General features: G+C 70.9%; 12 protein-coding genes and 2 pseudogenes. 10 read left to right on the plus strand and 4 right to left on the minus strand.

The features are described 5' to 3' along the window. Nucleotides 1-19: 19 nt before the first annotated feature. Both eccB and eccD read right to left on the minus strand, forming a co-directional pair. Nucleotides 20-1,525 carry a type VII secretion protein EccB gene (eccB, locus tag ACFVUT_RS22400; protein ID WP_389653573.1) on the minus strand — a complete coding sequence of 502 codons (1,506 nt, stop codon included), beginning with the start codon at nucleotides 1,523-1,525 and terminating at the stop codon, nucleotides 20-22. A gap of 18 nt (nucleotides 1,526-1,543) precedes the next feature. Continuing rightward, nucleotides 1,544-2,944, minus strand: a complete 1,401-nt coding sequence (eccD, locus tag ACFVUT_RS22405; protein ID WP_389653576.1) for a type VII secretion integral membrane protein EccD — start codon at nucleotides 2,942-2,944, stop codon at nucleotides 1,544-1,546. 431 nt (nucleotides 2,945-3,375) lie between these two features. Here eccD and eccCa point away from each other — a divergent pair, with 431 nt between their 5' ends. Next, nucleotides 3,376-7,401 carry a type VII secretion protein EccCa gene (gene eccCa, locus ACFVUT_RS22410; protein WP_389653816.1) on the plus strand — a complete coding sequence of 1,342 codons (4,026 nt, stop codon included), beginning with the start codon at nucleotides 3,376-3,378 and terminating at the stop codon, nucleotides 7,399-7,401. 156 nt (nucleotides 7,402-7,557) lie between these two features. On the opposite strand, the gene ACFVUT_RS22415 is transcribed toward eccCa, so the two are convergent. Further along, nucleotides 7,558-8,580, minus strand: a complete 1,023-nt coding sequence (locus tag ACFVUT_RS22415) for a S8 family serine peptidase (protein WP_389653579.1) — start codon at nucleotides 8,578-8,580, stop codon at nucleotides 7,558-7,560. A gap of 4 nt (nucleotides 8,581-8,584) precedes the next feature. Between ACFVUT_RS22415 and ACFVUT_RS22420 the strand changes: the two genes are divergently transcribed. The 9 genes and pseudogenes from ACFVUT_RS22420 to ACFVUT_RS22460 all read left to right on the plus strand — a co-directional run bounded on the left by ACFVUT_RS22420 (nucleotide 8,585) and on the right by ACFVUT_RS22460 (nucleotide 21,902). Continuing rightward, nucleotides 8,585-8,800 (plus strand): hypothetical protein, encoded by a 216-nt coding sequence (locus tag ACFVUT_RS22420; protein ID WP_389653582.1) that lies wholly within the window; start codon nucleotides 8,585-8,587, stop codon nucleotides 8,798-8,800. Nucleotides 8,801-9,308: 508 nt separating this feature from the next. Beyond that, nucleotides 9,309-11,924 carry a hypothetical protein gene (locus ACFVUT_RS22425; RefSeq protein WP_389653585.1) on the plus strand — a complete coding sequence of 872 codons (2,616 nt, stop codon included), beginning with the start codon at nucleotides 9,309-9,311 and terminating at the stop codon, nucleotides 11,922-11,924. Between the two features lie 101 nt (nucleotides 11,925-12,025). Next, nucleotides 12,026-13,705 carry a hypothetical protein gene (locus ACFVUT_RS22430; protein WP_389653588.1) on the plus strand — a complete coding sequence of 560 codons (1,680 nt, stop codon included), beginning with the start codon at nucleotides 12,026-12,028 and terminating at the stop codon, nucleotides 13,703-13,705. 27 nt (nucleotides 13,706-13,732) lie between these two features. Continuing rightward, entirely contained in the window at nucleotides 13,733-17,080 is a 3,348-nt protein-coding gene (locus ACFVUT_RS22435; protein WP_389653591.1) for a right-handed parallel beta-helix repeat-containing protein, read from the plus strand. Between the two features lie 448 nt (nucleotides 17,081-17,528). Then, nucleotides 17,529-18,431 carry an SDR family NAD(P)-dependent oxidoreductase gene (locus tag ACFVUT_RS22440; RefSeq protein ID WP_389653594.1) on the plus strand — a complete coding sequence of 301 codons (903 nt, stop codon included), beginning with the start codon at nucleotides 17,529-17,531 and terminating at the stop codon, nucleotides 18,429-18,431. 382 nt (nucleotides 18,432-18,813) lie between these two features. Continuing rightward, a complete protein-coding gene (locus ACFVUT_RS22445; RefSeq protein WP_389653597.1) occupies nucleotides 18,814-19,863 on the plus strand; it encodes a hypothetical protein in 1,050 nt (349 codons plus the stop codon). Nucleotides 19,864-20,149: 286 nt separating this feature from the next. Beyond that, nucleotides 20,150-20,521 (plus strand): annotated as a pseudogene (locus tag ACFVUT_RS22450) (winged helix-turn-helix transcriptional regulator); the annotation flags it as partial. A 252-nt stretch (nucleotides 20,522-20,773) separates the two neighbouring features. Then, on the plus strand, nucleotides 20,774-20,998 hold the full coding sequence (locus tag ACFVUT_RS22455) for a hypothetical protein (protein WP_389653599.1): 225 nt from the start codon (nucleotides 20,774-20,776) through the stop codon (nucleotides 20,996-20,998). Between the two features lie 466 nt (nucleotides 20,999-21,464). After that, complete coding sequence (locus ACFVUT_RS22460) at nucleotides 21,465-21,902, plus strand: hypothetical protein (RefSeq protein WP_389653602.1); 438 nt, start codon at nucleotides 21,465-21,467, stop codon at nucleotides 21,900-21,902. On the opposite strand, the pseudogene ACFVUT_RS22465 reads toward ACFVUT_RS22460, so the two are convergent. Further along, nucleotides 21,886-22,293 (minus strand): annotated as a pseudogene (locus ACFVUT_RS22465) (dehypoxanthine futalosine cyclase); the annotation flags it as partial. The gene ACFVUT_RS22460 and the pseudogene ACFVUT_RS22465 sit on opposite strands and share 17 nt — an antisense overlap. Nucleotides 22,294-22,312 lie beyond the last annotated feature (19 nt).

The following is a 22,312-nucleotide window of genomic DNA, read 5'->3' on the forward strand; positions in this document are numbered from 1 at the left end:
TCACACTACCTGTGTGCCGTCACCCTGCCTTCGCGTTCTCTTTGTCGCTCTGCCGGCACACAGGTGTGCCCGTGACCGTAGCACTGCCGGTCGCCGCGGCCTCGGGTGACAGGTCGGGACCGGTGGGGAGCATGTTGAGCATCTGGGCCGGAAGGCCGTTCGCGGCGGAGAGGTCGTACCCCAGCGCCTTGCCGGCGGCCGCCGTGGGCACGCGGTACTTCACCCCGTTGTCCGTCACGAGATATGTGGTGGTACCCGTGCCGCCCCCGGAGCTGTTCAGCGCCCTCACCAGACTTCCGCTGCCCGGCGCCACCGCGATGCCGTCGACGGGCAGGCAGGCCGGCGCGAGCGCCTTCAGCGGCGGGAGGGCCTGCTCGACAACCGCCTGCGCCGGTACCAGCGACAGCGTCACCCGGATGCTCCTGGCGTCCTGCGCGTCGAGGCCGACGCACACCCCGGTGGAGCCGGGGACGGTCAGCAGGGCCGGCGGCTCGGCCGGGAGCTGCGCCCCGGCCCGCCGTACGGCTGTGCTGGTCGCCGAACCGGACGGCGCCAGCGCGCCGCTGAGTGCCTGTGCCGACAGCACCACTTCCTTCGGGGCGCCGCCCTGATAGGCCTTCTGCTTGATCTCGGGGTCACCCAGGGCGAGGGCGGCCTGGGTCGGGGTGAGCAGGGTGAGACCGTCACCGCCGAGCACGTAGTACCGCTTCGCGGACCCCGGGGTCTCAACGGTGAACACCTGGCCGACCCGGGTGGCCCGGCCGTCCAGAGTGGGACCGCTCTCCCCCAGTCCGGCCAGCGACGGCGCGGCAAGGTCGGGACCAGCGGGCACGGCGTCGAGGAACGCCGCGGACACGGTCGTAGCGGTGACGCCGCCGTATCCGAGCGCCGCCGTCGCTGCCTGGCCGCCGGCCACCTTGAACCGGTTGTCCTGCCACAGCAGATACGTGTCACCGTCCGGGCCCCTGACCAGAACCGCCTGGTCCGCCCGCACGCCCGTGCCCTCCAGCTCGGTGTCGACGGCGAGAACCGTCAGCTGCTTTCGCCCCCCGGACTCGGTGGCCCGGGTGGCCGCGCACACCTGCCAGGGATGGGAGTTGAGGTGGTCCGAGGTGGGCAGGGCGTCGGGGGCGCCGGGGATGCCGACCTCGGTGCCGTGCCTGGCCGTGCTCAGGGAGTTCGCGGACACGGACACGGTCGACATGCCGGCGCCCAGCAACAGGCGCGCGGAGGGGTAGTTGAGCACCGTGTGCAGGCGGCCGTCGTACACGTACCGGGTGCCGGTGTCCTTCTCGACGATGAGCGCCTTGCCGCTCTGCCAGGACGTGTTGCCACCGGGCTTGACCAGGCCGAACACGAGACATCCGGCGGACACGACGGCGGCGACGACCAGCCCGTAGGTCATGCCGCGGTTGGTGCGCCGGGTGGGCGGTTCCGTCACGTCGGGGTCGGCGCGCAACAAACCCGAGGTCAGCCGGGACACCAGGAACTGGTGGGCCATGACCTGGTCGCGTCGGGACTGCATGATGACACCTCCTCAGATTCAGCCGAACAGACTGCGCAGGTGCTGGTACACGTCGAGGACCCACAGGGTGAGCGGCAGCAGCGCGAGGGCCGCGCCCGACTGCAGCAGGTCACCCGCCCGCCCCCAGTACGGCAGCAGACGCCGGCCGGGCACGGTCCAGGAGACGATCGCGGTGAGGGCGGCCGCGAGCATCAGGGCCGCGGTACCGAGGAGTTCACCGCGCTCCCCGTGCCGGACGGCCAGCTCGACGACCAGGAGCACCATGCCGATACCCGCCGGCAGACTCAGGGCGATCCGCTGCCAGGACGTGCCCAGACTGCGCCCGTGCAGGCCGAGCAGCACCGCCAGAACGATCACGGTGATCGTCTCGGGCAGGCCCGGGTGGCGGGCCAGCGCGGCGAGGGCGGCGAGGCAGACCACGCCGACCGCGCCGTACAGACCGGTCATCCAGTGGTCGACGGCGGCGCCGCCGCTCGCGACGTCGCTCTCGGAGCGCGGCTCGATGCCTTCCTGGAGCTGGCCCGGATTGGTGGGCAGCGGGGGCAGGCGCAGCCCGGCGAGGGAGAAGGACATCATCGGGATGAAGGCGCCGAGGAGCACCACGGCCGAGGCGACCGCCGCCGCCGCCTGATGGGCGGACACGTTCAACGCCACCATGAGGGCGCCGCCGAGCGCACCCGACACCGTCAGCACCCCGCAGGACGCGAACACCACGGGGTAGCCGGCCACCACCGCGGTGGCCAGGACGAGCCCCACCGTGCCCGCCGCGCCCGCGGCGAGCAGGTGGGCACCGACGGTCCGGGCCGAACCGTCGCCGGATCGGCCGCCGCCGACCAGCAGCAGACCGGCCACCGTCAGGAAGGCGGCTCCGAACAGACCGAGCAGCACGCCGCCTTGTGGATCGTCCAGCACCCTGGCGGCGGAGCCCGCACCGGACAGGGCGAGCAGGGCCGCGCCCGATGCGAGGATCACCCGGTCGCCCGCGTCGCCGCCCGACTCGACGAGCAGCACCAGGCAGCCGAGCAGCGCCGTGGCCATGAGGACCCGCAGCAGCCACCGGCTGATGCGGGGGCTCCACGCGTGCGGCAGCTGCTGCACGACGGCCGAGACGGCTTCGAGCAGGCTGTCGTAGCGCACCGGGGGAAGGGACTCGGTGTGCGGGCGCAGCAGCAGCGTCTCGCCCTCCCGCAGGTCGAGCGACTCCGGCGTCCCCTCGATGTCCAGCGGATGCCCGCCGATGCGCTGCAGGACCCAGCCGCCGTGTTCCAGACCCCGCTCGGCCAGGTCCTCGCCCGCGTGTCCCGCGATCACGGGCAGCAGGTCCGCGATCGGGACGTCCGCCGGGACGGCGAGGTCCAGTGTCTTGTCAGGGGCGCGCACCGTGAGGCGGCACAGCCCGTTCAGCGAGCCTTCGCTCATGGGGGCAACAGCCTTCCGAGGGGACGTACACGGCCGTACGGCAACGTGCTCACACGAACATGTCGCGGCAGGACGAAGCGGTCGGGGAGGCCGCTTCGCCCGGCGCGGGCATGGGCCGGGCGGGTGAAGCGTGGGGACGGTCGAGGGCTTCATGCCTTCGCCAGAAGTACGTGACAGCAGATACTCTCATGTCCGGAAGCGTTTCTTCACCGGAGCCCGAGTCACATGTGACTTGTTCACATCTGGCCGTGTCCACACGTGGCCCTGTCGCCGCTCGACCGTCGCCCGCGATTCCGGCGCCGGGACCGCTTTGAGCGGTGGCGGTACGAGAGAGTGCCCTGTGCGGTGAGCCCCGCGCTCCAGGCCCCACATCCTTCCGCGCGGGGCCCGTGAATCGCCCTGTGCACAGTTGAAGGAGAGCCCAGTTGAGTGTGGTTTTCTTCCGCAGGCCGGCCCGCCGCCGCGGTCCTGACCTGCCCGACGGCGAGCTGACGCTCCAGGAACCACCGACGCTCGCGGAGGCGGCACCGTCGTCTTCGGCCAACATGCTCACCTATCTGCCGATGGCGGGCATGTCCGTCGGCATGGTGCTGCTGTACACACGTATCGGCAGCGGAACGGGCCCGGTCATCTACCTGGTGGTCGGACTGATGCTGCTGTCGATGATCATGATGTTGGTCGGACAGCTGGTGAAGTCCGGTTCCGAGCGCAAGCAGAAGATGCAGGGCGTACGCCGGGACTATCTGCGCTACCTCGGCGGTGTGCGGCGCAGGGTGCGGTCCGCCGTCGCCGAGCAGCAGCGCGCACTGGCCTGGAGGCACCCCGAGCCGACCGCCTTGTGGTCGTTCGTGAAGACCTCCCGTCTGTGGGAACGCCGGACCGCCGACGAGGACTTCGCGGAGGTCCGCATCGCGGTCGGCGAGCAGCGGCTCGCGATGCGGCTGGTCAACAAGACGGCGAAGCCGGTCGAGGACCTCGACCCGCTGACCGCGCACGCGCTGCGCGCCTTCATCAACGCCTACTCCACCGTGCCCGGACAGCCCATCGCGATCTTCCTGCGGGCGTGGGCCCGGATCCTGTTCCGGGGTGAGCGGGAGAAGGTGCTGGCGACCGTCCGCGCACTGCTCGGTCAACTCGCGGTGCTGCACTCTCCGCAGGATCTGATGATCGCGTTCTGTCTGGCTCCGGAGCGCCGCGCGGAGTGGGAGTGGGCGAAGTGGCTTCCGCACGCGCTGCACCCGAAGGAGACCGACGGTGCGGGGCCCGCCCGGCTGATCACCTCGACCCTCGCCGAGTTGGAGGACCTGCTGGGCGAGGAACTGACCGACCGGCCGCTCTTCGAGGCAGGCGCCTCGCCGAGCAAGGACGAACCGTACGTGGTCGTCGTCCTGGACGGCGGCCAGGTGCCCTCCGGTCACCGCTTCGAGCGCGCCGGATTCCGCAACTCGGTGGTGATCGACGTCTCCGACGGCCTGGCCTGGAAACCCGGCCGGACCGTGCTGCGCCTGCTCGTGGAGGAGTCCGAGGAAGCCGCAGGGACCGGGCCGTACGACGAGGTGAAGATCGTACGTACCGATCGCAGCCGCAGGGAGACGTCGATCGCGCTGGGCCGCGCCGACCGGCTCGGCGCGGCCGGCGCCCGGTCCTTGGCCGCGCTTCTCGCACCGATGCGCACCGGGAGGGTCGCGGAGGCGGCCCAGCCGCTGTCTGTGGACATCCAGCTCACCGCCCTGCTCGGCATCACCGACCTGCACCGGCACTCCGCGTCGGTGTACTGGGAACGCCGTGCCGGGCAGAACAAGCGGCTGCGGGTGCCCATCGCGGTCGGGGCCGACGGACGTCCGGTGGAACTCGACCTCAAGGAGTCGGCGCAGGACGGCATGGGCCCGCACGGCATGCTCATCGGCGCCACCGGTTCCGGCAAGAGCGAGCTGCTGCGCACCCTGGTCCTCGGACTGGCCCTGGCCCACTCGTCCGAGGCCCTCAACTTCGTCCTGGTCGACTTCAAGGGTGGTGCGACCTTCCTCGGGTTCGACGCCCTGCCACACACCTCGGCCGTGATCACCAACCTCGCGGACGAGGCCGCGCTGGTGGACCGGATGCAGGACGCGCTGCGCGGCGAGATGCAGCGGCGCCAGGAACTGCTGCGCAGTTCCGGCAACTACAGCTCCGCCCTGGACTACGAGAAGGCACGCGCCGCCGGAGCACCGCTGGCGCCGCTGCCCAGTCTGCTGGTGGTCGTCGACGAGTTCAGTGAACTGCTCTCCGCGCACCGGGAGTTCATGGACCTGTTCGTGGCCATCGGCCGCTTGGGCCGTTCCCTGGGCGTTCATCTGCTGCTCGCCTCGCAGCGCCTGGACGAGGGGCGTATGCACCAACTGGAGAGCCACCTGTCGTACCGGATCGGTCTGCGGACGTTCTCCGCGATGGAAAGCCGGGGTGTGCTCGGTGTGCCGGACGCCTACGAGCTGCCCTCGCAGCCGGGCAGCGGCTACCTCAAGAGCGGTGTGGAGCCGCTCACCCGCTTCCGCGCCGCCTATGTGTCGGGCCCCTACCGACAGCGGGTCGGCACGCTGGCCCAGGAGAAGATCGCCGGTCAGGTGATGCCCTGGACCGGGGACTGGGTGAACGTGCGGGAGGCGCCGAGTGCCGAGGAGCCCGACCGGACCGCCGGGGCGGGAGCGGACGACGAGGACGACACCAGTCTGATGGCGGTGGCCATCGACAAGCTCCGTGACGCGGGCCCGCCCGCCTACCAGGTGTGGCTGCCGCCGCTGAGCGCACCACCGACCCTCGACGCGCTGCTGCCGCCGCTGGTCCCGGATCCCGAACTGGGGCTCACGACCGCCGACTGGGAGGGCCGCGGCCGGCTGCGGGTTCCGCTCGGCATCGTGGACAAGCCGTTCGAACAGATACGTGATCCGCTGACGGTGGATCTCAGCGGCTCCGGCGGCCATGTCGCGATCGGGGGCGGGCCGCAGAGCGGCAAGTCCACCTTGGTACGCAACCTGATCACCGCGCTCGCGCTCACCCACACTCCGCGCGAAGTGCAGTTCTACTGCCTGGACTTCGGCGGTGGTTCGCTCGCCTCGCTGGCGGGCCTCCCGCATGTCGGCTCGGTCGCCGGCCGGCTGGAGGGCGAACGGGTGGGGCGGACCGTGGCCGAGATGGCGACGCTGCTCGCCCACCGCGAGCGGCTCTTCCTGGAGCACGGGATCGACTCGATGGTGACGCTGCGCCGCCGCCGGGCGGCGGGCGAGTTCCCCGACGAGCGGCACGGCGACGTGTTCCTGATCGTCGACGGATGGCAGACCGTCCGGCAGGACTTCCAGGACCATGTGCAGGTGATCGGCCAGCTCGCCACGAGCGGTCTCAACTACGGCATCCATGTGGTGACCACCACCACCCGCTGGGTCGAGCTGACCGCCGCGATCCGTGACCAGTCGGCCACGAAGCTGGAGCTGCGGATGGGAGACCCGCTGGACTCCATGATCGACATCCGGCAGGCGAAGAACATCCCACGCATCCCCGGCCGCGGTCTGACGGTCGACTCCAAGCTGCACTTCCTCACCGCACTGCCGCGGATCGACGGCGTCAGCGACCCCGCCGACCTCGCCGACGGCGTCGCCGACCTGGTCGGGGCCGTGACCGAGAGCTGGTCGGCGCCCGCCGCGCCGCCGGTGCGGATGCTCCCGACGATGCTGGACGCCCACGAACTGGCCCCGGCACCCGAGAGCCGGCGCTTCGAGATCGCTCTGGGCGTCGAGGAGAAGGAACTGGCGCCCGCCTGGCACAACTTCGCCGAGACACCGCACCTCGTGGCCTTCGGCGACACCGAGTCGGGCAAGACGAACCTGCTGCGGCTGGTCACGAAGGCGGTGACCGAACGGTTCACCCCGGCCGAGGCACAGATCCTCGCGGTCGACTTCCGCCGTGAACTGGTCGAGTCGGTGCCCGAGGAGCACCGGCTGGGACACGCGGTGTCGGTGGACCAGTTGGACGAGTACGTCCAAGGCGTGGCGCGGGCGCTGAAGACACGGGCCCCCGGCCCGGAGATCACCCCTGCCCGGATGCGGCGGGCGGACTGGTGGGGCGGGCCACGGTTGTTCGTCCTCGTCGACGACTACGACCTGGTCGGCAGTCCCATGCGCAGCGTCTTCGAACCGCTGCTCGAACACCTGCCGCTGGGCTACGAGGTGGGCCTGCACATGATCGTCACCCGGTCCGCCGCGGGCTCCATGCGCGGCGTCAACGACCCGCTGGTGCGACGCATGCTGGAAGTCAACACACCGGGCCTGCTGCTGTCCTGCCCGCCCAGCGAGGGATATGTGTTCGGCAACGTCAAGCCGCGGGTGCTGCCGCCCGGCCGGGGCAACTACATCACGCGCCGCAGCGTGACGCAGATCCAGACGGCGTTCCTGGAGACCGAGTCGGCGGAGATGCCCGCAGGCCGGTGACCAGCACCTCAGTGGGCAGTCGGCACAACACCCGTGTCCGGGGCATACGGCGGCTGCCGTACGCCCCGGTCCTCGTCGCGTCTCGCGTGCCGAGAGGTCGGCCGCCGGCTCAGAGCCTGTCGGGTGACCTCTGATCGAAGGTCACCCGACAGGCTCTCAGGCCGGACCTCGGCCGGCCGCCCGCCGCACGGCGCGCGCCCTGGCCAGTGCCATGGCGCCGCCGGCCAGGGTGCCCGACATCAGACACGCTCCGGCCAGTGCCCAGGCACGGCCGACGACACCGCTCCTGGGCGCCGCCTCGGGCAGGTGCACGGCACCCTCCTCCGGGGCGGGCGCGGCCGCCCCGGAGGGCAGCACCGTGCTGAGCGCGCCCGCGGGATCGAGCAACGGCACCGTGGCATGCGCGGCAGTCGCCTTGAGCCGGGCGGCGCTCTGGGCCGCGGTGAGTTGCGGCAGACGGGCCCGCACCAGTACGGCCGTGCCGACGACGAAGGCGGCGGCCACGGAGGCGCCGCCGGCGACGTAGTTCCCGGTGCCCGACGGCCCGATGCCGGTGATTCCGCTGCCGGGCGCCGCCAATTCCGCGCGTTCCGGTTCGGGGACGCCGTCGGGACGGCTGCCGTCGATGTCCACGTCCACCACGGAGAGCACACCGTCCGCGGAGGCCGGCCAGTAGCGAGCGGGCGGCGGATCCGAGGGCTGGTCGGCCGTGGTCCCGGGTTGGGTGTCGGGCGCGGCAGGGGCCACGAGGAGCACGTCCTTGGCTATCGCGTGGTCGACGGCTGCCTGGAGCTGGGCGGTGTTCTCGGGCAGGGCGGCCGACACGTCCACCACCCTCGCCCCCGCCGCCACGGCCGACTCGATCCCCTGGGCGACCTGGGCGGCGCTCGCTCGGCCCCACTGGTCCGTGCCCCGTTCGGCGAGGACGCGGGCCTCGGGTGCCACGCCCGCGAACCCGCTCTCGGGCATGGCCGAAGCGGCGATCAGACCGGCGAGGAACGTACCGTGCCCCACGCAGTCCCGCGCGGCCGCACCAGTCGCCCGGACACGCCCGGCGAGCCCGTACGCTTGTGGTGACACACCTGTGTCCACCACCGCGACGAGAACGTCGTGTCCCCGGGTGTACCGATTCGCCTGTTCCAGGTCCAGGCGCTGCTGCGCCCAGGGAGTGGCATTCACATGTATGTTTGAGGGCTTGGTGCATGTGCCGGAGTCAGGGTCGATCGAGGACGGTATCAACGGCAGCTTCGGCGCGGCCGACGCGGTGGCGGCCGACATCGCCGCCGGGGTCGTGGCGGCCGAGGCGCTCACCGGCGGGAGTGCGGCAAGTGCCGCCCCCAGAAGGGCCAGCACCGTCAGGCGCGGCGCGCCGGGGCCGCGCGCCGGGCGTAGCCCGTGAGCACCTCCCCGGGCTCCACGGGAGGGACTGCGGAGGAAGAGGCTGTCGTCGGTCATGTCAGTGAATTCCCTGGGCGTGGAGACCGGTGGGTGTGCCGTGCGGCAGACGAAAAGGCGGACAGACCGGAGAACGGGGCGGAAGCCGGCCGGCCGGGGACGAACACCTGCGACCGCGCCGTCCGATGCGGCGGGGACCTGGGGACATGCTAAGGGCTGTTCCGTTGGGCCTGTCCTGACCAGGCCGCCCTCGCTCGCCGTTGCCGCCGGCGGGTAAGATAGGTATTGAGAGACATACGTGTGGCAGTGGGTCGGCATCGCCGGACCACGTGGGTCTCGCACGTGACGGAGCACAGACACCTACGTTTCCCGCTCGCTTCCCGGTCCGGCGCTGCCGGGCCGTCACCGACCGGGCACCCGCTGGTGTCCCAAACGCGTGCCGATGCCGCCCCACCGGATGTGACCACGAGCTGTGAGGACCGTATGACCGTCATCCCTGTGAGGAACGCGCGATGATCCGGCGCGGCACCGGCCGACGAACGGGGCACGCCGACCGGAAAACGACCGCGCACCCGACGGTCTCGCGCGCCCGTGACCACGTCCACCTGGTGCACACGGGCAGCACGCCGTCACGGCGGCTGGCGGACATCGCCGACCGGCTGGGCCCCGCCCGCCCGAACGAGGCCGCCATCCTGGTCGGTGCTTCCCTGGGCGAGGACGGCATCGAGGGACTGTGCAGGCAGCTCGGGCCACTGTTGCAGGAGTTCAAGGACGAGGACGTACGTCTGCTGCGGCTGGTCATGTCGGCGGGAGCCGACGAGGCCGAAGGGCGGCCGTCGGCGGCCAGACTCATCTGTGAACGGTGGGACCTCGACGTGCTGGCGACCGCCGGGGCCGCGGTCGTCGTCCCGGACGGCACTCTCTTCTCACCCGACCTTCCCGACGCACCCGGCGGCTGGTGGCACTTCTCCTTCGGCGAGGTGCCGCGGCCTGTGGGCAGCCGGCTGCCGATTCCCGACTGGGAGTCCGCGCTGCGGCGGGTGGACCGGTACGCCATCGCCGACCACGTCGTCGAGCCGGTACCGGCCGGTCTGGTGATCCGCCCGGCGGGAGCGACCTCCGCCGCCGTGCACACACTTCCGTACGCCGTCCCGCCCGACCCGGACCGACTGCACCTCCTCGTCGACGCGCCGGGCGTCCCGGCCGCCGGACTGGCGACGGTGATCGCCGCGCTGCCGGGACACGTGCGCGAGGACATACGGCTGCTGTCCCTGGACGGGCGCTCGATGCTGGAGACCGGGCAGGCCGTGGCGGATCTGCTGGGGACCGACATACACGTGGCCAACGGCGTGCCCGTGGTGACCGACGGCGGCCCGAGCGGCGACGCCACGACCGACGCCGCGACCAATGCCTCGACCAATGCCTCGACGGAGCTGTACCTCGTCGACGCCGACGGCACGCCGGCCTGGCGGCCGTTCGCGGAGACCCTCACCTGCGTGCCGGCCAGGGACGGCCGGCACGAGCACGTGCGTGTCACCAGGTGGCGCGCTCCTGCCTCCATGCTCCGGGGTGCGGAGCCGGACGCCCTGCCGTTCGGCCGGACCTGGAAGATGGCGCTCACCCCCGCCGGCCTGTGGGCCGGCCCGCGCGGCAGCGAGCCTCCGCTCGTCGCAGCGACCCGTACGGCCGGCCCGGACACCGTCGCCATCGAACTCGGGGCCCCGCGCCGGGCGCTCGACGACTTGCTCTGGCCCGGCCTGGACCGCCTGTTCCAAGAACTCGATCCCGAGGTACGGGAGCGGGCCGTCGTCCACGTGCACGGTGTCCTCGGCGCAGGCGGCACGGAGCACCTGCGTCGGCTCGCGATCCGGCACAGCTTCTCCCTGATGCCGCAACAGCAAGGCGTTGCCGGGGCCACGGAGCCGGTGCCGTCCACCGCCTCTTCGTCGCCGTCCCCGGCAACGACACCCTCGCGCGCAGCCCACCCGGAGGGACCGACGGCACAGGAGACGGGACTGTTGGGAGCTCCGCAGGCGGACGAGCGGACGTTCCCAAAGACGGAAACGGGGTCGCCGACGGACCGGGGGGAACTGCCCACGGAGACCGAGTCCCCGGAGACCAAGTCCCCGGCACCGGCACCGGCACCGGCACCGGCACCAGCACCAGCACCAGCACCAGCACCAGCACCAGCACCAGCGGCAACGGCAACGGCAACGGTGCCCGCCGCCGCCGTAGGCGCGGCCGTGCCATCGGCCGCCGGACAGCGGGTTTCCGCGACCTCTGCGAAGTCCGCGGCCGGTACGTCCGCGACGTCCACGGGCGATGCTCCGGTGACCGCGAGCGCCAACTCCTTCTCCGAGTCCCCCCTGCGGATGACCGAGCGTGCCCGCGGCGCGGAGAAGCCGCAGGCGCGCGCCGCTTCGGACACCGACCACGCGAGGTTCCGCGCGTATCTGGGCCCCTTCTGGGAGCAGCATCGTGCGGCCGCGTCGCAGGCCATGACACGCCTTGCCAAGACGCACACGAGAGACGGATCCGCCGACGCGATCGCGGAACTGGCCGCGGTGCACGTCTACATGACGGCGGTGGACGACACACGGCTGCGGGCCGGGCTGACGGAGGACGACGACCAGAGCCGGACGTTGCTCCGCTGTCTGAGGGCAGGCATGCGCCGTCTGCCTTCCTACCGGGGCATCGCGATGAGCACCGCCGAGGAACTGGTCGCGCACATCACGCCCGACGCGGTGGGAACCGCGTTGGCGGGAACCCTGCCGATCCGCGCGACGGCGGTGGCCGATACCTACCCGAGCCCGACCGCCGACCACGTCGCCATATGGTCGGTCACCGGGCGCCGTGCCGGCGCCCTGGCGGGCGACGGCACGCGCGACATCCTCTTCGCGCCGGAATCCAGGTTCCGGGTTCTGGGCATCACCCGTCACGGCGCGGCCACCGTCGGCCTTCTGTACGAGGTACCGCAGCAGGCGCACGCCTCCGCCACGGGCCCGGACGCCGTTCTCCTGCGCCGTCTGCGTGCCGTGTTCGACCTGCCTTCCGCCGCGCCTGAGGAGGACCTCGGCCCTCCGGTCCCACGAACCGAACCGGCCCCGCTTCCGGAAGCCGACGCCTAGGCCGCCGCTCCCGGAAGCCGACGCCCAGACCGCCGCTATTCGCCGGAGAGCAGTCGGTTCCGCCAAGCCCTTTCTTCCACCGTCCCGTCCCGAGGAGCATCATGTCCCCCAGTACGCCGAGGTCCGCTGCCGTACCGGCCGCGACCGGCACCAGGGCCCACGCCGTGCGGCGCATCCGGCGCGCCGCGGCGCTGCCCATGCCCGACGGAGCGAGTATGAGCCCCCTCGCCCCGGCCGATCCGCTGGGAGCCGACCAGGACGAGAGCACGATCCGGTCCCTTCCCTCGGCCCTGGCCGCGTCCCGCACGCCGGAGTCGGAGCCGGAGACCGACCGGGCCGCGTGGCGTCCGCAAGGTACGGACGAGGCCGGCCAGGAGCCCTCGCCCGCGACCGCCGGCGTCGAGGGCGCGGCAGCCGTGGCCGCCTCGCCCCAACGCCGTCCGGGCAGTGCCCGGCTGACGTCGAAGGTCACCGAACGGCCGTTCCTGGTCGCCGCCGCCGTGGCCGGCGCGGTGGTCGCCGCCACGCCGTTCCTGACGTTCGACACCAAAGACCGTACGACGACGTACGAGGGCCTGGGCCAGGCCGACCCGGTGGCGGTGGACTCCGGTGGTGCTCCCGACCGGCACACCGAGGCATACTCCAGCCGGATACTGGTACAGAACCAGAGTGCCGACGGCCAGGACACGTCCGCCGACAACCTGATGGATCCCGACGCCGGAGCCTGGCACGGGCCGGGGCAGACCTCCACCGCCGGTGACACGCAGGAAGCGGACACTCCGGTCGTCCCCGGGGTGCTGGTGGCCGACACTCCCGCCGGCCACGAGCCCGCTTCGGGCGCGGCGGCGGCCTCCGCGCACCCGCGGCAGACGTCCGGCGCGGACGACGTCGCCCGGTCGGCCGCGGATGCGCCACAGCACTCGGCCTCGTCGGCCGCCGAGTCGGCGAAGAACGGTTCCTCCGAGGGGACCGGATCGTCCGTGGTCCTGGGGTTCGCCGCGGCGAACCCCAGGACCACGGAGACGGCCGCTGTCGTACCCGCTGTCAGGACCACGGGCACGATCGCGGCCAGGACCACGGCGCCCACCAGCACCACCGCGAAGTCCGACAGCACGGCCGGTACCAGCCCCACCGCCGCGTCCACCGCCGCATCCGCGAAGGTGTCCGCGACACCGTCCGCCGAGGCCGACTCCGCCAGGACGCGGACGGACGGCAGCACGGCCACGGCCCGGTCCACGACGGCCGTGACCACCCCGACGCAGACGGACGACACCACCGGCACGGACAAGACGGCTGACACGGACAGGACGACCGGTGCACCGGCCCAGGACCGTGAGCAGGCGGTCTCGTCCTCACCGGCGGCCGGCACCCCGGCCGAGGCCACCGCCTCGGACCAGGCCACCGAAGCGCCGGCCGTCCCCGCGCAGGAGCGGTCCGCCCCCCAGTGGAGCACCAAGGTCTTCAGCAACCCGTTCACCTTGCGTGCCGGAGAGTCCGTCGCTTCCGACCGGATGCGCGTCACCATGCGGTCCGGCGGCGACCTCGTCGTCTCGGACGAGAACGGCACGATCCGCTGGTCGTCGCACACCACGGGGCAGAACAACTACGCCACGTTCAAGGCGAACGGCGAACTCGTTGTCCGTTCCGGGTACCTGGAGACTCTGTGGTCCTCCCGGACGGCCGGACACACGGGAGCCGAGCTGGTCATCCAGAACGACGGCAACGTCGTGATCCTGAGCGCCGACGATCAGACCCTCTGGGCTGCCGGCACCCAGCACTGAGCCCACCGCGAACATGAAGGAGCAGGCGTGGCCCGCAATCTGATCACCGTCGGCCAGGAGAACGGGTGCGACCACACCACGATCGGGGCGGCGTTGAGCAACGCCCGTCCGGGAGCTGTCATCAGCGTCCGGCCCGGCAGCTACCAGGAAACCCTCGTCGTGAACAACAGGGTGACCATCGTCGCCCACGGCCCGCGCGGCAGTGTCGAGATCGCTCCCGCCAAGGGCACCGCCGTGACGCTCGCCGCCGACGCCGTCATGCTGACCGATCTGCTGCTGCGCGGTGGTGAGGGCGAACTGCCGGTGATCGACGCGGTCCACGGCCAGGTCGCCCTGGACGGCTGCGAGATCCTCGGGGCGGGCTGGACGGCCCTGCTCAGCCGCGGCAGCGGTTCTCTCGCGATGCGCTCCTGCCGGATCACCAATCCCGTGGGCGCGGGCGTGGTGGAGACGGGCCGTACCGGCAGTGCCATAGAGGACTGCCTGATCGAGAACCTGGGGACCTCCGGTGTGGTGATCAGTGAGCAGGGCCGTGCCGACGTGCGCAACTGCCGTATCCGTGACGCACGCGGCAACGGCGTACTGGCCAACGGCCAGTCCCGGGGCATCGTGGAGGACTGCGAGATCACCGCCGCGGAGAAGCCCGGCCTGGCTCTGGAGGGCAGTACGGCGCTCAGGGTGGTGCGCACGACTCTCCGTGAATGCTCCGTGGGCGTCCATCTCGCGAGTTCCGCCCGTACCGAACTCTCCCATGTGCGGGTGTACGGCTCCAGCGGTCACGGCTTCGTGGTGGCGGACCGCTCCGACCCGCAGCTGTCCTACTGCGAGACCTCCGGAACCGGGGGCAGCGGTCTGTACGTGACCGGACGCTCCCGCGGATACTTCGTCAACTGTGCCTTCGACACCGCCGAACAGGCCGCGGTACATGTCGACGAGTCCAGCACCCCCTCTCTCAGCGGAACCCGGGTGACGGACAGCAAGACCGTCGGCGTGCTGGTGGAGGGTGAGTCCGCCGCGGAATTCGACCAGTTGGACGTGGTGCGGGCGGGCGGGATCGGCGTGTCACTCGCCTCCGGAGCCAATCCGCTGCTTCGCCGGGCGCAGATCAGGGAGGCGGGCGGCGCGGGGATCCAGGTCGCCGGGAACAGCCGCGGCCGCTTCGAGGACTGCGAGGTCGGTGACTGCACGGGGCACGCCCTGCGAGTCGAGGGTGGCGGCAATCCGCACGTCGGCACCTCCGCTTTGCGCGGCGCGGCCAGGTCCGGTGTCTGTGTCGGAGGCGGCGGGCGGGCCACACTGCGGGACTGCGAGGTCTCCGGCTGCTCCGCCTCCGGGGCCGCGGTCGAGGAGGCGGGCGACCTGACGCTCGTCCGTACCCGAGTGCTGGGATGCGGCGGCCACGGCGCCCTGATCGGGACGGGCGGCCGGGCGACCCTGAAGAGCTCCGAGTTCAGCGGGAACGCCGGCGACGGCATCCGGATCGACACCGACCACCCCATGGAGGCCACCGACTGCACCGTACGGTCCAACCGCGGTGCGGGGATCAAGCGGGCGCCGTCGCGTGCCGAGTTCACGCTCTCCGGCCTGACCAGCATCGACAACAAGTCTCCGGACGAGGGCACCGATCCCTCCGCCGAGCCGGCCGGCCCCGAGGGCGGCGGCACGTCCGCGACCGCCCGCAAGGAGGGCGACTCCCCGGAGAACGCCCTCGTCGCGGAGCTGAACGCGCTCACCGGCCTCACCAACGTCAAGGAGCAGGTCAACATGCTCGTGAGCCTGGGCAAGCTCGCCCAGCGACGGGCACAACTGGGCATACCGGCCCCACCGATGAGCCGACACCTGGTCTTCGCCGGCCCGCCCGGTACCGGCAAGACCACCGTGGCCCGGCTCTACGGCGGCATCCTGGCCGGCCTCGGAATGCTGTCGTCGGGCCACATCGTCGAAGTGGCCCGTGCCGACCTGGTTGCCCAGGTGATCGGTGGCACCGCGATCAAGACCACCGAGGTGTTCGAACAGGCGCAGGGCGGTGTCCTGTTCATCGACGAGGCCTACACCCTGCTGTCGGACAGCAAGGGTTCCAGCGTCGACTTCGGCCAGGAGGCCATCGACGCCCTGGTGAAGCTGATCGAGGACCACCGTGACGACACCGTCGTGATCGTCGCCGGATATCCGAAGGAGATGGAGGACTTCCTGGCCGCCAATCCAGGCCTGGCCTCCCGTTTCACCCGGACCATCGAATTCGAGAACTACTCGGTGGACGAGCTCGTCACCATCACCGAGACCATGTGCGCGGGCCACCGCTATGTGCTCGACCCGCTCACCAAGGAGGCACTCGGTCTGCACTTCTCCCGTATGCGGCGGGACGCGACCTTCGGCAACGGCCGAGCCGCGCGCCAGGTCTTCGAGGAGATGGTCGACCGGCAGTCGCTGCGGCTGGCCACCCTGCCGGACGCCGGTGAGGCGGATCTGATCCTCATGCTGCCGGAGGACGTCGGAGCCGATGTGGCCGACGAAGTACGCACGGAGGTGAAGAAGGAGCCGGGTGAGTCCGACGTGCTCACGCGGCTGCGCGCCATGACCGGTCTGTCGGCGGTCAAGCGGGAGGTCGGGGGCATCGTCGATCTGCTCACCACCTACCGGCAGCGTGCCGCGATGGGGCTGCCGACTCCCGCGGTCAGTCACCACGCGGTGTTCTCCGGCCCGCCCGGCACCGGCAAGACGACGGTGGCCCGCCTCTACTCCGACATGCTGCGGTCCTTCGGAGTGCTGTCCCGGGGCCAGCTCGTCGAGGTCAGCCGCGCGGACCTGGTGGGACGCTACATCGGCCACACGGCGCAGCTGACAGCCGAGAAGTTCGAGGAGGCTGTCGGCGGCGTGCTCTTCATCGACGAGGCGTACACACTGACACCCGAGAACTCGCCGCAGGACTTCGGCCGCGAAGCCGTGGACACCCTGCTGAAGCTGATGGAGGATCGCCGCGACGAGGTCGCGGTGATCGTCGCGGGCTACCCCGAGGAGATGGACCGCTTCCTGTCCTCCAACCCTGGGCTGGCCTCCCGCTTCTCCCGACATGTGACCTTCGAGGACTATTCCACCGACGAACTGCTGTCCATCATGGAGGAACAGGCGACGGCAGCGGGCTACGTGTGCGCGCCGACGGCAGTGGAGGCCCTGCGGTTCCACCTCGACGGCCTGCCCCGCACCCGGTCCTTCGGCAACGCGCGTCTGGCCCGCCAGTTGTTGGAGAGCATGATGACCCGCCAGGCAAGCCGGCTGGCTTCTCACGCCGCGCCCGACCTGGAGGCGCTCACCACGCTGCTCCCGGGCGATCTGCCCGAAGGAGCACTCGCCGTACCGCCGAGCCGGACGCGATGACGCCGGGGCCACAGTTGTCCGGCACCCCGCTATGGCATACGGCCCGACAGGACGCGGGGACCGCGACATCCTGCCGGGCGGAACCGGTGATGTCATGAGGCGAGCTCGGTTCACGGCGCGACCATTCACTGAAGACGACTGGTCATATTATACTTTGACTTCTCGCTCTGCACACGACGGGAGTTGATGCAAGACCAACCACGGGATCCCCTACCGAGGCCCGCTCGTCCAGTGCGCGCCCGGCAGGCCGTCGACGCATTCGCCGGGCCGTGGCATCCGCCCGGACGGCAGGGCAACGGCTCACACCTGCCCGCTCCGGCGAACGGCAGGATGAATGTCCGCCACGCGCTGCGGTCGGTGGGCTCGGACTCCGGCTTACCGCCGCAGAGGCACATACGCACACCGGAGGGCTTTGCCCTCCCCCACGATCGCAAGGAGCGCCTGACACATGGGCAAGACCGTCATCATCACCGGGGGCGGCTCCGGTTTCGGGGAACTGGCCGCACAGGAACTGGCCCGGGCAGGACACACGGTCCACGCCGGGATCCGCGATACCACGACACGCAACGCTCCCGCGGTCGAACGGGCCTCTGCCCACGCGTGCGAGCACAAAGTGGATCTGCGTACGGTCGAACTCGACGTGAACTCCGACGTCTCGGTGGCGAAGGCCGTCGAGTCCGTGTTGTCCGAGAGCGGTTCCATCGACGTCGTGATCCACAACGCCGGCCGTCTCCTGGTCGGTCCCGCCGAGGCCTGGACACCAGAAGAGACAGCCGCCGTGCTGGACACGAATGTGATCGGCACACAGCGGGTCAACCGCGCCGTGCTACCGCACATGCGTGAGCGCGAGGAGGGACTGCTCGTATGGGTGGGATCGTCCAGCACGAAAGGGGGCACGCCTCCCTATCTGGCCCCGTACTTCGCGGCCAAGGCGGCCATGGACGCTTTCGCGGTGTCCTATGCTGCCGAGCTGGCCCGCTTCAACATCGAGACGTCGATCGTGGTTCCCGGCGTGTTCGCCCGGGGAACGGACCTCTTCGCCAAGGCCTCCCACCCCTCGGAGCCGGACAGGATGCCGGCGTACGACGCGCGTTACGCCGGCGTGGCCGAACACGTCGGCTCCCGCCTGGCCCAGCTGTCACCGCCGGACGCGGATGCCGCGCAGGTGGCGGCCGCCATCGTCGACGTGGTCGGCATGCCGCACGGCGAGCGGCCGTTCCGCATCCATGTCGACCCGGTGGACGACGGCTCGCAGGAAGTCAGCGAACTCGCCGATCAGAAGCGCGTCTGGTTCCTCGGCCGAATGGGGCTGAGCGACCTCCTGGCGCCGCACCGTCCCGGAAACCGCTGACCAGGCACGGACATGTATGTGTGCCGAGTGCCGTCGGGACACATGTGTGCCGTCGGGCCGGGTGAGGTGACACGGGACGGCACGAGGGGCAGCGAGTTGTGTCCTCGACATGTCTTGTTTAATATCGAAACCACTTTACCGCGATCCGCCGTCCTGCCCGATCAAGCTGTCCGGCGCCGCGGTGTTCTGCTCTGCCCGGTACGGCAGTTCGCCGACTGCGACCGAAACGGCAGCCCACAGGGCCAGCCGTGTCCTGGTCGTCGCAGACGGACCCGGCGGCTGTCGGCCCATGGCTCGCCCCTCCCCCGAAGAAGCCGGTGGGGCGCGGTCGTCGTCCAGCCCTTGGAGGCCGCACGGCCTCCAACTCCGAGGAGGTTCTGTCATGAAGTCACTGACCAGTAGGAACGCGCCGGCGGACACACACCCGGCCGGCACACCACCCGGGACCACCGCAGACCCGGAGGAGGACGGTCTACGGCGGGTGCGGCGGGCCGAACGCATAGGGCTGCTCTCCGTCTCGCTCGGCTCCGCCGGACTCGGCGGCGCGTGGCAGTCCGCGACGGTGAGCGTGTCCGCTCCCCTCGGGGTCAGCGACGGACTGTTCGCGGTCAGCGGGCTGGTGTGGCTCGTGCTGCTGGCCGAGTACGTCCGCCACGGCGGAGCACGCTGGTCGAACCTGAAACACGATCTGCGGCATCCGGGGCAGGGCTTCGCACTCGCCTATGTCCCCATCGTCGGCATGCTCTTCGCCGCGCACTTCTCCCGGTTCGGACTGGATACCGCACGCTGGGCGTACGCGGTGTTCGCCGCGGTCACCGCGGCGGTGGCGGCCAGGCTGCTGGCCCACTGGCTGACCGGAACGCTCAGTTCCTCCCCCCTCCACCCGGGCTATCTGCTGCCGGTGTCGTCGGGACCGTTCATCGCCAGCATCGCCGCGACCACGCTGGGGCTTCCCGATGTCGCGGACGGCGCCTTCGCCATCGGACTGCTGTACTGGCTGGCCTTCGGTACGGTCATCCTCGGCAGCCTGGTGGCCAATCCCGCGCTGCCCGTACCGGCCCGCCCCACTCTCACCGTGCTCGGCATCCCACCGACCGTGGGCGGTCTGGCCTGGGCGGCCGCACACCCCGGCCCGGTCGACGCCATCGGAAACGGCTTCGCCGGTCTGATCGCCTTCACCCTTCTCATCGTCGTGTTCCTGCTGCCCCATCTGCGACAGCACTCGTTCCACACCGGTTTCTGGATCTACTCCTTCCCCGTCGCCGCGACCGCCAACTTCGTCATCCGTTGGGTACACGGTGCCGACGTGCCCGCCTGGCGGCCGGTCACCTGGACGGTGCTGGGAGTGGCGAGTCTGGCGTTCGCGGCGCTGGCCGTCGCCACAGCGGTTCTTGCTCTGAGGAACAGTCCCCGCTTGCCGACGAGGCCGTGATCACGGGTCTTCACCGGATGACCGGTCGGCACTGGGAAGCCCGTGCCCCGGGCCGTCCTCACACACGGCGCGAGCACATGTGAGGGAGACAGCCGACCGGCACATCCTTCGCCCGCCCCGGTACGCACCCCGTCACCAAGTCGCTGACCAGGCGAAATTCAGAGATCCGACGGGAGTATTAAGGTGGAGAGGCGAGTGAGCCATCGCGTAGCCGCCCTCCGTGGACGACGCGGCTGCGTCAGAGCAAGCCAGTGGTGGCTGCACCGATGCCTGGGGAGTGTGCGACGTGCGCAGGAAGACGTTCTCGAACGCCGATTGTCCAGTGGCCCGTTCCCTGGACCAGGTCGGCGACTGGTGGTCCCTGCTCATCGTCCGTGATGCCCTGAACGGGGTTCGCCGCTTCAGCGAGTTCCACCGAAGCCTCGGGCTCGCCAAGAACATCCTCACTGTCAGGCTCAACACCTTGGTGGAGCACGGCATTCTGCGGACCCGGCCGGCCTCGGACGGCAGCGCGTACCAGGAGTACGTGCTGACCGAGAAGGGCGAGGCGCTGCGCCTGGTCCTGGCGGCGCTGCGCCAGTGGGGCGAGGACCACCTCTTCACCGCCGACGAAAACCCTCCGACCCTCGGGGACAGGGCGACCGGTAAACCGATCGCATGAATGAGGCCGACCAGCCAGGACGGACACGAACTGCGCCCCGGCCACGTCGTCGTCCCACGCGAGCGCCGCGGCTGAATGCGTCCCGGCGAACGGCCCCGGCAGCGGGCGGTCCAGCCGGCGGACAGTGTGTCCGAGGCCCCCGTCGGTCAGGTGCCGCCGAGCGGCGTCCGCGGGGCTCGGCGGCGTGAGCGGCGCCGCCGCAGAAAACCCACACCACGCACGTCCGAACCGGAGCCGGGGAGGGGAAACTTGAGCGTCCACGCGCCGACCATCGACACGATCGGGCCGGGCGACGAACCGCTCACGTCGAAGTACCGCCGTGTCCAACTCGGCCACGTCGCCATCGGCGAGGTCCTGTTTCGGAACAGTCTTGGGCACCGGTCACCGGACCCGGCGATCCCTGCCGACCCGGTGAACCCGGCGCACACCCAGCCGGGCGTCACAGAAACACGAGATACCTGTCTTGATCTCTGATGTGTGCAGCGGGCTTCGAAGTGGTTGCCCTGTTCGTCCACCGTCTCGCCAGGCTTTGTCCCACGAGGTGTGCCCACGTCGTGACCTCGGGTGGGCCGGGATCCCTGCGGCCCCGTGGATGTCCCGGGCCGGGGCGGGAAAGCCGCTGAGCCCGGCTGGTCAGCCGGCCTTCGGGCGGATGTGACGGAAGCCGCGGCGGGCACGGGCGCCGAGAACGATGCCTTAAGATACGTATGGCAGGCCGACTCGCAGTACGGGCCTTATGGACACCTTGTCGCACCGGCAGCATGTCGATGAAAGCCGGGGGTGACATCGCGCGCGGACTCTCCGCGGCGCGCACCTGCCTGAAGCCCGTCGCGCCGGTTTTCCGGCCGGACGTGTCGGCTGCGTCGGAGCCCCGGTGTTCCCGGGCCCGAGCCCCGGGGACGCCTTCTGATACCCGATCAAGCAAGGACGACAGAGAGTCATGCACGAATCCTCATTCTCACCAGCCGTGTCCGCGAATCCGTCCCTCCCTGCCGAGCACCGGCTGACAGAACTTCTCGGCAGGCTCGACCAGGACCTGCGCGGCGGTGACTGGATCCCCGGCCCGCTGGAGATCAGTCTGGCCCGACGCCTGGCCCTGGCGTCGGCGGACATCGGAGTGCTGTCCTTCCGCCACGTGAGCGACGCGCTGTGGGAAGGCAGCATGGAACTGACCTACGCGGGTGGTGGCCGACTCGCGAGCCTGCTGGCCTGTCTGCTCGAACACGCCTCGGCGGCAGAGCACCCCGGCACGCCGGACGACACCGGGGACGCGTCGGCACGGGGCACTTCGGCACAGACAGCGGCGGTAGCGCTGCTGGAGCGGGTCGCGGACCAGCGAAGCGTCCCAGTCGTCCAGCACATCAATCGGAACTCGTGATCCTCAGTTCCGGATGCGCCGTCCCGCCCTCGATCGCGGTCGAGGAGGTGTGCGAGGCGACCCGGTAGTCGACCGGGTCGCCCGCCGGGTCGAGGTGTACGGCGATGTGTTCGTACGTCGTCGTCCGCTGGGCCGGTACCCTGCCCGCCTGACGGATCAGGTCGGTGATCTCACTCCGGTGGGAGCGGTGCCTGGCTCCTGCCGACGGCACGACGTTTTCTTCCAGCATGATCGAGCCGAGATCATCGGCGCCGTAGTGCGGGGACATCTGGCCGGCCGCCTTGCCCGTGGTCAGCCACGAGCCCTGGATGTGGGCGACGTTGTCAAGGAACAGCCACGCGATGGCGATCATCCGCAGATACTCGAAGAGCGTAGCCTGGGTCCGCCCACAGGGCGCGAGGTCCGGTGGG

The sequence above is a fragment of the Streptomyces sp. NPDC058051 genome (assembly GCF_042885475.1).
Classification (GTDB): Bacteria; Actinomycetota; Actinomycetes; order Streptomycetales; family Streptomycetaceae; genus Streptomyces.

Coding starts and splice junctions, on each gene's coding strand:
- eccB (WP_389653573.1), bottom strand. CDS start 1,525: ATGCAGTCCCGACGCGACCAGGTCATGGCCCACCAGTTCCTGGTGTCC.
- eccD (WP_389653576.1), bottom strand. CDS start 2,944: ATGAGCGAAGGCTCGCTGAACGGGCTGTGCCGCCTCACGGTGCGCGCC.
- ACFVUT_RS22420 (WP_389653582.1), top strand. CDS start 8,585: ATGTTTGAGGGCTTGGTGCATGTGCCGGAGTCAGGGTCGATCGAGGAC.
- ACFVUT_RS22425 (WP_389653585.1), top strand. CDS start 9,309: ATGATCCGGCGCGGCACCGGCCGACGAACGGGGCACGCCGACCGGAAA.
- ACFVUT_RS22430 (WP_389653588.1), top strand. CDS start 12,026: ATGTCCCCCAGTACGCCGAGGTCCGCTGCCGTACCGGCCGCGACCGGC.
- ACFVUT_RS22440 (WP_389653594.1), top strand. CDS start 17,529: ATGGGCAAGACCGTCATCATCACCGGGGGCGGCTCCGGTTTCGGGGAA.
- ACFVUT_RS22445 (WP_389653597.1), top strand. CDS start 18,814: ATGAAGTCACTGACCAGTAGGAACGCGCCGGCGGACACACACCCGGCC.
- ACFVUT_RS22460 (WP_389653602.1), top strand. CDS start 21,465: ATGCACGAATCCTCATTCTCACCAGCCGTGTCCGCGAATCCGTCCCTC.